The 14,273-nt window shown below is 71.6% G+C and carries 15 protein-coding genes and 1 pseudogene; 3 read left to right on the forward strand and 13 right to left on the reverse strand.

Features of this window, described 5'->3' with window-relative positions; genetic code table 11:
* The first annotated feature begins 2 nt into the window (after positions 1 to 2).
* Positions 3 to 734 (forward strand): hydrogen peroxide-dependent heme synthase, encoded by a 732-nt coding sequence (hemQ, locus tag ACFVWD_RS49775; RefSeq protein ID WP_054233999.1) that lies wholly within the window; start codon positions 3 to 5, stop codon positions 732 to 734.
* Here the strand turns inward: hemQ and ACFVWD_RS49780 are convergent, their stop codons facing one another.
* The 10 genes from ACFVWD_RS49780 to ACFVWD_RS49825 form a co-directional block, all read right to left on the reverse strand.
* Complete coding sequence (locus ACFVWD_RS49780) at positions 735 to 2,393, reverse strand: alpha/beta hydrolase (RefSeq protein WP_389605133.1); 1,659 nt, start codon at positions 2,391 to 2,393, stop codon at positions 735 to 737.
* A 120-nt stretch (positions 2,394 to 2,513) separates the two neighbouring features.
* A complete protein-coding gene (locus tag ACFVWD_RS49785; RefSeq protein WP_389605135.1) occupies positions 2,514 to 3,302 on the reverse strand; it encodes a TIGR04222 domain-containing membrane protein in 789 nt (262 codons plus the stop codon).
* A 132-nt stretch (positions 3,303 to 3,434) separates the two neighbouring features.
* Entirely contained in the window at positions 3,435 to 4,190 is a 756-nt protein-coding gene (locus ACFVWD_RS49790) for a DUF4142 domain-containing protein (RefSeq protein WP_389605136.1), read from the reverse strand.
* Between the two features lie 282 nt (positions 4,191 to 4,472).
* Positions 4,473 to 5,834: a DUF692 domain-containing protein gene (locus ACFVWD_RS49795; protein WP_389605138.1), complete on the reverse strand. Its 1,362-nt coding sequence runs from the start codon at positions 5,832 to 5,834 to the stop codon at positions 4,473 to 4,475.
* A 183-nt stretch (positions 5,835 to 6,017) separates the two neighbouring features.
* On the reverse strand, positions 6,018 to 6,806 hold the full coding sequence (locus ACFVWD_RS49800) for a DUF4142 domain-containing protein (RefSeq protein ID WP_389605139.1): 789 nt from the start codon (positions 6,804 to 6,806) through the stop codon (positions 6,018 to 6,020).
* Between the two features lie 119 nt (positions 6,807 to 6,925).
* Positions 6,926 to 7,564: a TIGR03086 family metal-binding protein gene (locus ACFVWD_RS49805; protein WP_389605141.1), complete on the reverse strand. Its 639-nt coding sequence runs from the start codon at positions 7,562 to 7,564 to the stop codon at positions 6,926 to 6,928.
* A gap of 116 nt (positions 7,565 to 7,680) precedes the next feature.
* A complete protein-coding gene (locus ACFVWD_RS49810) occupies positions 7,681 to 8,325 on the reverse strand; it encodes a TetR/AcrR family transcriptional regulator (protein ID WP_389605143.1) in 645 nt (214 codons plus the stop codon).
* A 46-nt stretch (positions 8,326 to 8,371) separates the two neighbouring features.
* Positions 8,372 to 9,127 carry a peptidyl-tRNA hydrolase gene (locus tag ACFVWD_RS49815; protein WP_389605145.1) on the reverse strand — a complete coding sequence of 252 codons (756 nt, stop codon included), beginning with the start codon at positions 9,125 to 9,127 and terminating at the stop codon, positions 8,372 to 8,374.
* Positions 9,128 to 9,177: 50 nt separating this feature from the next.
* Positions 9,178 to 9,366: a hypothetical protein gene (locus ACFVWD_RS49820; RefSeq protein ID WP_389605147.1), complete on the reverse strand. Its 189-nt coding sequence runs from the start codon at positions 9,364 to 9,366 to the stop codon at positions 9,178 to 9,180.
* Between the two features lie 31 nt (positions 9,367 to 9,397).
* The gene (locus tag ACFVWD_RS49825; protein ID WP_389605158.1) at positions 9,398 to 10,270 is read right to left on the reverse strand and encodes a polysaccharide deacetylase family protein; all 873 of its coding nucleotides are present in this window, start codon (positions 10,268 to 10,270) and stop codon (positions 9,398 to 9,400) included.
* A gap of 223 nt (positions 10,271 to 10,493) precedes the next feature.
* Here ACFVWD_RS49825 and ACFVWD_RS49830 point away from each other — a divergent pair, with 223 nt between their 5' ends.
* Positions 10,494 to 10,997, forward strand: a complete 504-nt coding sequence (locus tag ACFVWD_RS49830) for a hypothetical protein (protein WP_389605149.1) — start codon at positions 10,494 to 10,496, stop codon at positions 10,995 to 10,997.
* Positions 10,998 to 11,033: 36 nt separating this feature from the next.
* On the opposite strand, the gene ACFVWD_RS49835 is transcribed toward ACFVWD_RS49830, so the two are convergent.
* Positions 11,034 to 11,933, reverse strand: coding sequence for a polyphosphate kinase 2 family protein (locus ACFVWD_RS49835; protein WP_389605151.1), 900 nt, complete (start codon positions 11,931 to 11,933; stop codon positions 11,034 to 11,036).
* Positions 11,934 to 12,059: 126 nt separating this feature from the next.
* On the opposite strand from ACFVWD_RS49835, the gene ACFVWD_RS49840 reads away from it, so the two are divergent.
* Positions 12,060 to 12,332: a hypothetical protein gene (locus tag ACFVWD_RS49840; protein WP_389605152.1), complete on the forward strand. Its 273-nt coding sequence runs from the start codon at positions 12,060 to 12,062 to the stop codon at positions 12,330 to 12,332.
* 235 nt (positions 12,333 to 12,567) lie between these two features.
* Here ACFVWD_RS49840 and thrS read toward each other — a convergent pair whose 3' ends face one another.
* Positions 12,568 to 13,797, reverse strand: a complete 1,230-nt coding sequence (gene thrS / locus ACFVWD_RS49845; protein WP_389605154.1) for a threonine--tRNA ligase — start codon at positions 13,795 to 13,797, stop codon at positions 12,568 to 12,570.
* A 194-nt stretch (positions 13,798 to 13,991) separates the two neighbouring features.
* A pseudogene (locus ACFVWD_RS49850) lies at positions 13,992 to 14,273 on the reverse strand (slipin family protein); the annotation flags it as partial.

Here is a 14,273-nt window from a genome sequence, read left to right on the forward strand (position 1 = left end):
TCATGAGTGACGACGCCCCCACCACCGAGTCCGGCAGGGTCCCGAACAAGGGCAAGCTGGCCAAGGACCTCAACGAGGTCATCCGCTACACCCTGTGGTCCGTGTTCAAGCTGAAGGACGTGCTGCCCGAGGACCGCGCCGGCTTCGCCGACGAGGTCCAGGAGCTCTTCGACCAGCTCGCCGCGAAGGACGTCACCGTCCGCGGCACCTACGACGTGTCGGGGCTGCGCGCCGACGCCGACCTGATGATCTGGTGGCACGCCGAGACCAGCGACCAGCTCCAGGAGGCGTACAACCTCTTCCGCCGCACCAGGCTGGGCCGCGCCCTGGAGCCGGTCTGGTCGAACATGGCGCTGCACCGCCCCGCCGAGTTCAACCGCTCGCACATCCCGGCGTTCCTCGCCGACGAGACGCCGCGCAACTATGTGAGCGTCTACCCCTTCGTGCGTTCCTACGACTGGTACCTGCTGCCCGACGAGGACCGCCGCCGCATGCTCGCCGACCACGGCAAGATGGCCCGTGGCTATCCGGACGTGCGCGCCAACACGGTCGCCTCGTTCTCCCTCGGCGACTACGAGTGGATGCTCGCGTTCGAGGCCGACGAGCTGTACCGCATCGTCGACCTCATGCGCCACCTGCGCGCCTCCGAGGCTCGCATGCACGTCCGCGAGGAGGTCCCGTTCTACACCGGCCGCCGTAAGTCCGTGGCCGAGCTGGTCGCCGGTCTCGCCTGATCAGGGAGCCTGGCGGGTCGTCTTCGCGTCCTCACGGGCCTGTGCGTCGTGCCGGGTGGTCTTGTCACCGCCCGGCGCCGCCGGCTCCGGCTCCGCGTGCGGGGCGCACGCCGCGCGCCGCTGCGGGAGGCGGCCCTCCAGGAGGTACGCCTCCAGGTAGCCGTTGACGCACTTGTTGGGGCCGCCCGCGATCCCGTGCGTCCCGGCGCCGTTCTCGGTCACCAGGACCGAGCCGGACAGCCGCCGCTGGAGCTCCACCGCCCCCTCGTAGGGCGTCGCAGCGTCCCGCTCGGCCGCCAGGATCAGGACCGGCGCCAGCGCCCCGGGCAGCGTCCGCACATCGAGGGGCTTCTGCCGCGGCACCGGCCAGTACGCGCACGGCAGGTTCATCCACACGTTGTCCCAGGTCTCGAACGGCGCCACACGCGCGAGCCGCGTGTTGTCACGGTCCCAGGTACGCCAGTCCGTCGGCCAGGCCGCGTCGTTGCACTCCACGGCCGTGTACACCGCGTTGCCGTTCTCCGCCTCGGCCGACGCCTCCGGATGCGGCCCGGCCTGCTGGATCAGCGGCTTCGGGTCGCCCTTCAGATAGGCGGACAGCGCCAGGGCGCGCTGCGGCCAGTAGTCGTCGAAGTACCCCGCCTCCAGGAACGCGCCCTGCAACTGACGCGGCCCCACCTTGCCGCCCGCGGGCGCCGCGGCGAGCCGTGCCCGCGCCTTCTCGTAGCTGTGCAGCACCGCTTGGGGCGTGGCGCCGAGCGCGTACTCCTTGTCGTGCTTGGCGATCCACGCGCGGAAGTCCGCCCAACGGGCCTCGAACGCGGTCGACTGGTCGAGGTTGTTCCGGTACCAGATCTGCCGGGGGGCGGGGTTCACCGCCGAGTCGAACACCATCCGGCGTACGTGCGAGGGGAAGAGCGTCGCGTACAGGGCGCCGAAGTACGTGCCGTACGACGCCCCCATGAACGTCAGCTTCCGCTCGCCCAGCGCGGCGCGCAGCACATCGAGGTCGCGGGCGTTGTTGAGCGAGGTGTAGTGCCGGATGCTCTGCCCGGAGCGCTTGAGGCAGCCGCGGGCGTACGCCTGTGCCTCGGCGATGCGCTTCTTCTTGTACGTCTCCGAGGGGTACGTCGGCGACTGCGCGGGCCCTTTCAGGAAGTGCTTCGGGTCCTCGCAGGACAGCGGGGCCGAGCGGTCCACCCCGCGCGGGGCGTAGCCCACGAGGTCGTACGCGGCCGCGATGCGCTTCCACTCGGGGAGGAAGCCGATCAGCGGGAAGTACATGCCGGACGCGCCCGGGCCGCCCGGGTTGTAGACGAGGGAGCCCTGACGCGGCACCTTGTGCTTGGAGTTGCGCAGGTCCTTGCCAGTGGCGACGGCGCGGCTGACGGTCAGTCTGATCTTCTTGCCGTCGGGTTGCGCGTAGTCCAGCGGCACGGTGACCGTGCCGCAGCGCATCTTGACCGGGAGGTCGTCTCCCTTGGGGCACGCGCCCCAGTGGATGCCAGCCGTCGCGGCGCGGGCGGCGGCGACGGTGGTGCCGCGCGCCTCGAGGGCGGCCGCGGGGTTCGGCCACGCCGCCGCACCGCCCGCGGGGGCGGCGATGAGGCCGCTCAGAAGCAAGGACCCGGTGGTTCCGTACAGGACGGCAGCTCTCATCGCGTATCCCCTTCGGCGCACGGCAGCGACAAAAGGGATGTTTGGTTCGTCAGTTGATGAAGTAAAGCACCTGGTGCCGGTGTCGGCCCCAATGACCCCTATGCGCCCCCTCGGGCGCCGTCAGCGCTGCCCCTCGGGGCTTCGGTCGCGGTGCGCGAAGGCCGCGCGCAGCTCCGGCTCGCCGACCGCGCGCACGCCGCGTACGGCGACCGAGGTGAGGTACGTACGGTCGTCGCCGGTGGCGTCGGGGTGCCGGGCGAGGGTGCCGAGCAGCCGCTGTCCCGCCGGGGAGGCCCAGCGCGTGTACGGGTGGACCTCGATGCGGGCGATGGCGAGGCAGCTCACGGTGAGGATGAGCGGCAGCGAGAACCACACGGCGATCGGTACGTCGTTCTCGCTCGCCCGGGCCTGAGAGGGCATCAGCACGGCGACGGCGCCCAGCGCGAGGACGGCCGTGGCGGCGGCCTGGACCTGGCGGATGGCGCTCGCGACGGTGGTGCGGGCGCCGTCGGGCACGGCGAGGCCCGCGGCGACGAGACGGTCGGCGAGACGGCGTACGGAGTCCGCGGTGGCCGTGCTCGCCCGTACGGGCGCTATCCGGGACTGCCCCTGCGGGCCTATCGCCCCTATCACCGAACACTCCATCTCGTCGCGCCCGCGCGGGTCCACGACGGTCGCCCAGCCCGTGTGCGCGAGCAGCAGCCGCCGCTGACGGGCCATCGACACCAGGGTCAGCTCGGCGACCCGGGCGGGGCCGCCGGACAGGAACGCCGCCTCGTACAGCGTGAGGTGGTGTCCGCGCGCCGCGTCGGCGTCGACCGCCGCCGCGCGCACGGCGGCCAGGCACAGCCGAGTGCAGGAGATACCGGCCGCGGCCCAGGCCAGGAGCAGGAGAAGGACCCAGAACATGGCGTGTTTCTACGCGAAGAGTCCAGGCCCGCGCCACGGTATGCCCACGATATGGACGGAGCGTTGTGGCTCTGTGACGTTGCGGTGTTCGCGAGGGGCGCCGCGTCTTCGGCAGGGTCCGCCTGACAGGTCCTAGCCTTTGGGGCGGGACGCGGCCGGGGGCAGCGGATAGGTTCCGGACGGGGTGACGGGGACGGGGCTGTCCGGGGACTGTGTGGGACCCGGCGGGGCCGGGGAAGCCGTCAGCGGGGGCGGGCTCGCGGTCGCGGCGTCCTGGGCGAGGGCGTCGAAGTCCACGTACCCGGTGGCTTCGAGGACCTTGATGTGGTCGAGCACGGTGGTGTTCGCGTCGTCCGCGAGGTCCCGTACGAGGGAGTTGCGGGTGTTCGCGCGGACCTGGGCGACGACGGAGAAGACCTTGCCGTGTGCCCGGCGCAGGATGTTCGCGAACTTCCGGTCGTAGTCCGTGCCGTGCGCGGCGTCGAGCGTGGCCAGCCAGCCGCGCTGCTGGGCATTGGGCTGGTTCGGGAGTTCGAGTCCGAGCCGTGCGGCGACGTTCCGGACGCGCGCGTCCAGGAACGTGTGGCCCTCGACGAGGTGCTCGCCCGCCGTCTTCACGGCCTGGGTGGTGCCGCGCTCCTCGGCCTGCTGGCCGGCGGGCAGCTCCCAGAGTCCGGCGAGCCGGACCTTGGTGACGAACTCCCGGTCCAGTGCGGACAGCGGACCGAACCGCGTCGACACGGACTGGGCGTTCAGGGTGTCCAGGCCGGTGCCGGCGCGGTCCGCGTACGACCAGATCGGAAAGATCAGCGCGACGAGGGTCGCGGTGAGGGCCGCGATGATGAGTCCTGTCCCACTGACCAATCCGGTGCGGTTGATGGATCGCATGGTGCCTCCTGTTGCGGCACCGCACGCTAGTGCGCTACGGGTGCGGGTTGGCATATTACTTCGGGCACTACGCCAACTGCCGTACGAAAAGAAAGGGTTGCCGAGTGGGAGGAAGGCGCCTAATGGGGTAGTTCGACCGGACTCCATACCGTCAGGAAACCCAGGAAACCAGACACGGAATCCGGCCGGGCGGGGCGCGGTGTTAACCCCGGCACACTCTGCCGGGGCGAGGCACTACGGCGTGTGTAGTAGGGCGCGTCGGCGCCTGTGGCGCGGGCGGGGTCAGCGGCGCAGCAGTACCCGTCGGGTCGCACGGGCCAGCCGGGCCGTGGGCCGCTGCGACGGCGGGGTCGGGCCGGACCGCTCCAGCCACCACGCACGCAGCCGCCGCCGCGTCTGAGCGTCCTCGGGGTCTCCCGCGAGCAGCGTGTATGCGGCGAAGTCCAACGCGTCGCGCCGGTACCCACCGCCCATCGGATGCCCCTGCGCGTACGCGAGGAACGCCGGCCGGTACGCGTCCCCGAGGATCTCCGGCAGCTCCGCCGCCACCTTCGCGACGACGTCCGCCCGCTTGGCCGCGAGCGCTCGCGCCTGCACACCCAGCCGTCCCCGGTCGAACCCCTCGGGCACGGGGGTACCCGCGACGAGCGCGGACAGCAGGGCGGCCTGCCCGAGCGCAAGCCGCTGCCGAGCGCCCACGGCCACGCCGGCCGCGTGGCTCCCGGCTGCCCCGGGGGTGCCGCTCGCAGTGGCGGCGGCCTCACCGGAGTGCGGGCTTGCCGGGGTTTGGGACGGCGTCACGACCCGTGCCCGCGCCTTCGTCAGGGTGACTCTGATCGCCCCGAGCTCCCTCTCCAGTTCGTCCGGGGCCGGGAAGTTCTCGTCGCGTTCCAGGAGGACCCCCGGTGGGGTCACACGGGAGGCGAGGTCGGCCAGGATGTCGAGGACCTGCCGGGGGACGGGGTGGGCGTGGCTGTCGTGCCAGACGCCGTCCCGCTCGAAGCCGCCGGCGACGTGGACGTAGGCGATGGCCTCGACGGGGAGCTCGTCGAGGGCCTTCGAAGGATCCTCGGCCCGGTTGACGTGGTTCGTGTGGAGGTTGGCCACGTCGATGAGGAGGCGTACGCCGGTGCGGTCCACCAGGTCGTACAGGAACTGCCCCTCGGTCATCTCCTCCCCGGGCCAGGAGATCAGCGCGGCGATGTTCTCGACCGCGAGCGGGACGGGAAGGGCCTGCTGCGCGATACGGACGTTCTCGCACAGCACGTCGAGGGCGTCCCGGGTGCGGGGGACCGGCAGCAGGTGCCCGGCCTCCAGCGACGGAGACGCGGTGAGCGCGCCCCCGGCCCGTACGAACGCGATGTGCTCCGTGACGAGCGGCGAGCCCAGCGCCTCGGCCCGCTCCGCGAGGGCGATGAGACGGGACTCCTCGGGCCGGTCCGCGCCGCCGAGGCCGAGCGAGACCCCGTGCGGCACCACCGTGACGCCCCGCTCGCGCAGCCGCAGCAGCGACTCGGGAAGATGCCCAGGGCACAGGTTCTCCGCCACGGCCTCGACCCAGTCGATGCCGGGCATGCGCTCCACGGCCTCGGCGATCTCCGGCCGCCACCCGATTCCCGTCCCCAGCCGCCTCGGCTGCGTCATGTCGCCTCCTCCGTCACCGCTCGAACCCCGGCTGCAACCCCGACCGCTGTCTCCTTACGACGGACCCGTGTTCCGGCGTGACGGAGTCATGGCCCCGGGAAGCGGGGCCGAACCATGTCGCCGGACGTTCAGAGCAACATTTGAGGTTCCGCCGATGCCCCGAGGCTCCGGCGGCCACACCGGCTACCGCAGCACGTTGTCCGGATCCGAGGGCTCCGGCCGGGCGGTGTTGACCTGGCCCGGCGGCGCGGGCGACGGACTCGACGTGGCGACGACGCCGTTGCCCGGCTGCACCGGCGGTGCGGAGGGCGCCGTGACGCCGGCGGCCGGCGCCGGGGGACCGGTGGGGCTCGCGGTCGACAGGGCGGCCGTGTCGTTGGCGATGGCGTCGAAGTCGACGGCCCCGGTCTTCTCCAGGATGGTGATGTGGTCGAGCACGGTCTGGTTGGCGTCCGAGGCCAGCTGCCGGACCAGCGAGTTGCGGGTGGAGTTACGGACCGCGCCGATCGCCGGGAAGATCTTGCCGTGCGCGGCCCGCAGCAGGTTCACGAACTTCCGTTCGTACTCCGCGCCCGTCGCCGCGGTCATCTCCTGCAGCCAGCCCTGCTGCTGCGCGTTCGGCTGGTTCGGCAGCTCGACATTGAGCTGGGCCGCGATGACCCGCACCCGCTTGTCGAGGTCGGTGTGGCCGACGATCAGGTGGTCGCCCGCCTCCTTGATCGCCTTGTTGGGGGCCCGCTCGATCGCCTGCTGTCCCGCCGGCAGCTCCCAGAGTCCGGCCAGCCGCACGCGCACGATCAGGTCGCGGTCGGAGGCGGACAGGGGCCCCCACTGTGTGTTCACCGTCCCCGCCGCCAGATTCGCCTGCCCCGTGCCGGCGCGGTCGGCGTACGACCACACAGGGAACGCGAGCGCGCCGACGGTGGCGGCGAGCGCCGCGATGACGAAGGCAGAACCATTGATACGCAGCAAAATGAGCCTCCCGGGGGAAACCAACTGGTCGTTGGAAACCTGTACTTGGCCAGCGACGTGAGATACGTGCGGAGCACCGGGAATGTTCAAGCACGGTTAAAGCGAACCCTCGGTTCAGGTCAAATCCGCTGTGAATCCGTGCCATCACCCGACAGTGGCCACTTCTCCGGTGTGCGTCCGAGCAGCCGCAGCGCCTCGTCCAGTGGGTCCGCGCCCAGGGGCACGTCGACCGGCGGCGCGAACGCGAACCCCGGACCGCGACCGGCCGGATCCGTCGGTACGAGGCGAGCGACGGCCAAGGCCGCCCCGGGCACGTGGTCCGGCAGTTCGAGCCCGACCCCGAGCGTGGCGGCGACGTCCCACGCGTGCACCACGTAGTCGACGAAGTGGAAGCCGAGGGCCATCCCGCCGGGGAACCCGCCCCCGTCCCTGATCTCCGGCAGTACGAACTCCCCCTCCGTCACGCCCGGTTCGGCGAACGCGGCCAGCACCGCCGTCGCCGCGCCCTGGTAGGTCCGCTCCGGGTCGCTCATGTCCTCCGGCTCCCGCCAGTACGCCCTCTCGTGCCCCGCTCCCCGGGCGGCGGCCGCGAACCCGTGGTGCTGCGCGGCCATGTGCGCCACCAGGCGCCGCAGTGTCCAGCCCGCACACGGTGTGTCCCGCTCCCAGTCCGTGGCCCGCGCCAGCCCGACGAGCCGCAGCGACTCGTACACGGCGATCCGGTCGAGCTCGACGATGTCCACTCCGGTCGATGTCATACGTCCGAGCATAAAACTGAGCGAACGATCGTGCTACTTGTTTTCCGCCGTGACGGTTCCCGCGTCAAAGGCGAGGCAGGCCGGGAGAGCTCGGCGGGTCGGGAGAGCTCGTCAGGTCAGGAGAGTTCGGTCAAGAGGGACGGGTCGGTCGCCGCCGCGCGCAGCCGGGAAAGGATGGCGACGCGGGCCCTGCGATAGACGTCCGTCTCGTCGCGCAGCACCGACACGGCGTTCGCCGTCTCCATCAACGCGATGAGCTCGAAGGCGAGTTGCGCGGCATCCGTGTCGGAGCGCAGCTCACCCAGGTCGCGGGCCTCGGTGATGGTGTGCTCCACATGGGCCGCCCAGTCCCGCTGGGCCTGTGCGACGGCGTCGTGCACGGGCCCCGGCCGGGCGTCGAACTCGGCGATGACCTCGTAGAAGAAACAGCCGCCGGGGAAGACCCGGCCCTGGGAGTAGTCCAGCCACAGTTCGCACAGCCGCCAGGTCCGGGCGACACCGGCTGGGGTCTCGGACGCGGGCCGGATCACCTGCTCGACGTAGATGCGCGCGGCCTCCCGCACGGTGGCCAGCTGGAGTTCCTGCTTGGAGCCGAAGAGCGCGAAGACCCCGCTCTTGCTGAGCCGCAGGTCGGTGGCGAGACGGCCCACGGACAGTGCTTCCAGTCCTTCGACCGAGGCGATGTCGACCGTGCGGCGGAGCACCAACTGCCGCGTGCGGTTGCCACGTTCGACCCTGCCGTCCAGCCGGGTCCCGGCCATCGCGCCTCCTCGGGTCCGTAGGTCACTCAGGGTCGGTCGGGATCGGTCAGGAGCGCAGCGCCGGATGGTCGGCCACCACTGTGCACGACCCCGGCGCGATCTCAGTGAAGCCTGCGTCGCGCACCAACGGCAGCCCGGAGGTGGTGAGTTCACCCCAGCGGGCCGGGTCGGCGGTGCGGACGGCGAGGGGGAAACCGACGTCGCGCCAGGCCGCCCGCTCCTCGTCCGACAGCTCCCACCAGGCCAGCTGAGCGCCGTGCCCGGCCTGCGCCATCGTTTTGCCGGCCGACATGTCGAGATCGGGGTTGAGCCACAGCACGGGCGCCGTCGGGTCCTCGTCCACCGGGGGCTCCGGGTCGTCGAGGTCGGTGCCGGAGACCTGGAGCTTGGCCAGGTCCTTGGGCCAGCCGTCCAGGGGGACCGGCGGGAAGACGCGCACCTCGGCGGACTTGCCGGTCACCGTGATGCCGGGCAGGGCCTCGGCCCGCCGCCACTCGGCGCCGCGCGCCCTGCGTACGACCTTGCGGATCCGGGCGTCCTGCCAGTCCCGCACCGCCTGCGCCCATGCGCCGTCCCTGAGGGCCCGCTCATCGCTGAGGATCGTCAGCACGGCGCGGGCCGCGGTCTCCAGCGCGTCCGTGCGTGCCGGGGGAGCGGCCTTCTCGATGTGCACGACCAGCGGCAGCACGAACTGCGGGGCCTCGTCGCGCGCGGTGCGCTCGGATCGGAAGGGGCTGTCCTCGGCCGAGCCGGGTACGTCGGGTCGGCCGGGTGCGTCGGCTACGGTCGGGTCGCTGCTCACGCCCTCCAGTGTGCCAGGCGGAAGATCGGTTCTTCGGCGAGCGGTCGGCGTCACCCGGAGCAGGCGGTCCGCTGTGCCTCCTGCCACTCGCAGACGGGGCACAGCGTGATCCCCTTGTACGACTCCGGGTACTCGGTCGGCTTCCGGCACAGCACGCACTCGGCGAACGGCGGCCCGGCGTCGGTCGGGTCCGGTGCCGGGGCGGGGGCCGCCGGGGTGGCGCAGCAGTCGTCGCTCATGGTCCCAGCGTAGGCCGGGACCGGAGCGCGCCTACGTGGTGCCGTTCCGCTCGCCTTGCGTCGCCGAGCCGATCATCTCGGAGACCTTCACGAAGCGGAAACCCTTCTTCCGAAGCTCGGGGACGATCGTCCGCAGGGCCTGTTCGGTCACCGGAGCCGCGCTGCGCGTGCAGTGCATGACGACGACGGATCCGGGCTTCACACCCTCCAGCACCTGACGGGCCACGGCGTCGGCGTCGGTGGCGAAGGCGTCCCCGCTGACGACGTCCCACTGCACGGCGGTCACGCCCACGGCGCTGAGCGTGCGCAGGGCCTGCTGGTCGTAGCACCCGCCGGGGAACCGGAAGTAGGGCATCGCGTGCGGCACGCCCGCCCTCTTGAAGGCGGCGTAGGCCTCCTCCACCTCGGCCCGCATCCGCTCCTGGGGCACGGTGGGCAGGCCGTAGCAGTTGTCGGTGAAGGCGTAGTGGCTGTACGAGTGGTTGGCGACCTCGAAGAGCGGGTCCTGCCCGATGTCCTTGGCCTCCTTCGGGTACTCGTCGGCCCAGCGTCCGGTCATGAACAGGGTCGCCGGCACCTTGAACGCGCGCAGCGTGGCGATCAGTTCGGGGTTGTCGAAGTGCTCCCCGGCCGCGGCGCGTGGCCCCTCACTCGCGGTCATGTCCGCGTCGAAGGTCAGCGCGACGGTCTTGTCCTGCGTCCGCGGACCGTTGGTGAAGACGGGGGTGATACCGCTGGAGCCGGGGGCGAGGGTGGGGGGTCGCGAGGGCTGGGCGTTTGCGCTGCCCGAGGCCGACGCGGGTGGGCGGGAGGCGTGCGGGGTTCCTGGGGTCCCGCAGGCGGCGAGCGCGACCCCGAGTGCGCCGAGGGCGCAGGTCGCGGCGAATCGTCGTACTGGAATCATCACCAGATGAAGATATGTGGGTAAACCAGACTATTCGCCCATTGTCCACACGTGCCCGGCGACGGGGGCACGGAAGTCACCCGGCTGGACCCGGCGGAACACGCGCCGGTCTCGTACGCCGGTCTCGTACGTCGGTTCCCTTTTCCCGTGTCCGCGTGCAGGATCGAACCCCTGTCGCGGCCGATCCGAACGGCAGGACCGACGCGAGACGGGGTGGGTACCGGTGCCGAACCGGCGACGCGTTGCTCCACCGGTCCTCCTCACCGCGACCGCCCTGCTGGCGAGCGGATGCTTCCTGGGGCCGTCGGATCCGGTGGACACGACGGTGGTCGGAGCCCGGGCCGAAGGGGAGACGATCGTCGTCAAGATCCCGCTCTGTCCCTCCGACGAACTGCGGCGGGTGGAGGTCACGGACTGGGACAAGGCCGAGGAGACGAACCCGCCGATCGTCTGGTGGGCCTCCGGTCCGAGGACGGCATCGGCGAAGAGGGGCGTCGTCAGGCTCTGGTCCGCCGAGGGATTCGAGCGTCACGCGGCCAAGCCCGTTCCGGTGCCGCGCACCCTCGATGTGGCGTACCTGGACCCCTCGGGTGAGGGGCGCGACTACGTCTTCAGCCCGCGTACGGTCGCCGCCGCGAAACTGAAGCCCGGGCAGTACTGGACCGACGACGGCCCGAAGACCGCCGCCCGGATCGCCGCCCGGCTCGACTGCCGCGGCAGCACATGAGCCGTGCGTGGCGCGCGTGTGGCCGGGCCCCTCTCGCTACGCTCCCGCGAGCAGTCGCCGTCGGCTCTCCGCCACGTCGAAGTCGGCCTTCGGGTACTGCGGGTCCAGTGCCTCGAGGTGTTCCAGGAGCAGTGTGCTGATCGCCCAGTTCCGGTACCACTTGCGGTCGGCGGGGACGAGGAACCAGGGAGCCTCTGGTGTGGAACAGCGCTCGAGGGCGGTCTCGTACGCCTTCTGGTACGCGGGCCACAAATCACGGTCGTCGATGTCGTCGGGGCTGAACTTCCAGTGCTTGTCGGGATTGTCCAGCCGTTGCAGGAGCCGGCGGTGCTGCTGGTCGTACGAGATGTGCAGGAAGCACTTCACCACGGTGACGCCGTCGTCGGCGAGGGACTTCTCGAAGCGGTTGATCTCGCCGTAGCGGTGGGCGATCTCCTTGCGGGGCGCCAGTTCGCGGACGCGGGCGATCAGGACGTCCTCGTAGTGCGAGCGGTCGAAGATGCCGATCTCGCCGGGTTCGGGCAGGGCCCGTTCGATCCGCCAGAGGAAGGAGTGCCTGCGCTCCTCGGCGGTCGGCGCCTTGAAGCCCCGGATGCGGCAGCCCGCGGGGTTGAAATGCCCGATGACGTGCTTGACCGTGCCGCCCTTGCCGCTGGTGTCCATGCCCTGAAGGACCAGCAGGACCCGGCGGCGGTCACCCGCCGTGCTCGCGGCCCAGAGGCGTTCTTGCAGATCGGCGAGACGTTCGACCATCTGGGCGATGGCGGCAAGGCCGGCGGCCTTGTCACGCGGACCGGCGGGCGTGGCCCTGGCGTCGTACGAGGAGAGGTCGACGTCCTTGCCGCCGGGAACGCGCAGCAGCCGACGCAGCGGGGCCGGGTCCCTGCCCTTGCGCCGTTCGCCGTCCTTCGTGCCCGTGCCGTCCTTCTTGGCCACCGCGTACCCCTTCCGGCCGTGTTCCTCGATGGTGCGGCGGGAGCCCGGTGGCCGCGAGTCGTGCTCAGGCCTCCCGGAGTGACCAGGACGGCCGGTTCCGGACGGCTGTCGGGGTCGATGTTCACGATGAGGCGCAGCCCGTACGGGGTCGTCACGGTCGGCGTGAGCCGCTCGCTCATGGTCTGCCAGTCCGAGAAGCCGTCCTCCAGGACCCCGCAGGTCGCACCGAGCGCCTCCGGACCGCCCCAGGTGTCGAAGTCGGCCGGTTTCGGGAGACGGTTGGCGGTCAGCCACCTTTGGATGTCGACGGACGTGGCGCGGAACTCCATCCTCAGGACCGTCCTGCCGGTCGTGCCCGTCGGGGTCCCGGCCCTCGTGCGGAGACGGTCGGTGTCGTAGCGCGGGTCCGTCGCGTGCTCGGGCAGTGCCGGCGCGGCCGCGTCGGCCTGCTCCGTCAGCGGCACGGCGCTGTCGGAGCAGGCCCCGCGTGTCCGTCTGCGGGGACACCGGGCGGAGTTCCGCGTACAGCGCCCCGCCCCCGGCCGGCGCGAAGACCGCTCCCGGCACGACCACCGACCGCCACGCAGTCTCAACCACCGCTGGTGTACCGGCAGTCTGTCCACGGCGCGGAAATCTAGTCGATCAGCTCGGTGCTGTGGGCGCGGACGAGACGGGTGATGCGGTCCAGCGCCTCGGTGGCAGGCTGCGGGTCGAGGCGGCGGCCGTCGCGCAGGCGCAGGGCGATCTCGTCGGCCGCGGTCTCCCGGGGGCCGATCACCGCCTGGTACGGGACCAGACGGGCGGCGCGGATCCGGGCGCCCAGGGTGCCCTGGTCAGGGGTGATGAGCCGGGCTCGTAGGCCCCGGTCCAGGCAGCGGCGTACGAGATCGGCCGCCTGCTCGACCTCGGCCCGCGCGTCGGAGACGGGCAGCGCCACCAGCTGGGTCGGGGAGAGCCAGGGCGGGAAGGCGCCCCCGTGCGCCTCGATGAGGTGGGCGACAGCCCGCTCCAGGCTGCCGATGACACTGCGGTGGACCATGACCGGCCGGTGTTTCGCCCCGTCGGCGCCGATGTAGTGCAGGTCGAAGCGTTCGGGCTGGTGGAAGTCGATCTGGACGGTGGAGAGGGTGGACTCCCGGCCCGCCGGATCGGCGATCTGGACGTCGATCTTGGGGCCGTAGAAGGCGGCCTCGCCCTCGACGGCCTCGTACGCCACCCCGGAGCGGTCGAGCACCTCGCGCAGCAGCGCCGCCGAGCGCCGCCACAGCTCGGGGTCGGCGACGTACTTGCCGCCGGGGCCCGGCAGGGAGAGCCGGTGGCGAGCCGCGCGGATGCCCATCGCCTCGTACGCCCGGTGGATCAACTCCAGTGCCGCCGAGGCTTCTTCGGCGACCTGCTCCAGGGTGCAGAAGAGGTGCGCGTCGTTGAGCTGGATGGCGCGTACGCGGGTGAGGCCACCGAGGACACCGGACGGCTCGGAGCGGTACATGCCGCCCAACTCGGCCATGCGGAGCGGGAGTTCGCGGTAACTGTGGGAGCGGGAGCGGTAGATGAGCGCGTGGTGGGGACACAGGCTCGGGCGCAGCACCACCTGCTCGCCGCCGAGTTCCATCGGCGGGAACATGTCCTCGCTGTAGTGCGACCAGTGCCCGGAGATCTCGTACAGCTCCCGTTTGCCCAGCACCGGTGAGTACACGTGCTGGTAGCCCGCGCGTCGTTCTGCGTCGCGGACGTACTCCTCCAGGGTGTGGCGCACGGCCGCGCCGTCGGGCAGCCAGTAGGGCAGGCCCGCGCCCATCAGGGGATCGGTGTCGAAAAGGTCCAGTTCACGGCCGAGGCGGCGGTGGTCGGGGAGGGCGGTCATGGTGGTCTCCTCGCTTCTCAAGGGGCGAGTGACCACACGGCGAAGCCCCGGGGCACTCGCCCCGGGGCTTTGGACTCGTCAGCAGTCAGCGCGCCGGGACACTCTCCGGCGTCGTCGTCTTCACAGCGGCACGCTTCATGGGAGGGACCGTAGCAGGGAGTCGGCGGGCGGGCGCGGCAATTCGGGCGGGGCGATCAGCCGGGGCCGGGGAGAGGGCTCGCGCCGGGGTTGTCGAGCGGGAACTCGTCGTCCTCGGCCTCGTCGCGCCTGAACTTGTCGCCCTTGGGTTCATCGAGCACGAACTCGTCGTCCTTGTGCTCGTCGGGCCGCGGGCGCGTCGGTATCTGCTCCACCGTCGGCGCCCCCGGCTGGGCCTGCGCGCGTTCCAGGAACCGCAGCAGTTCCACCGGGAAGGGGAGGACGAGGGTGGAGTTCTTCTCGGCGGCGACCGCCACCACGGTCTGCAGCAGCCGCAG

The organism is Streptomyces sp. NPDC058086 (genome assembly GCF_042885015.1).
GTDB lineage: Bacteria > Actinomycetota > Actinomycetes > Streptomycetales > Streptomycetaceae > Streptomyces.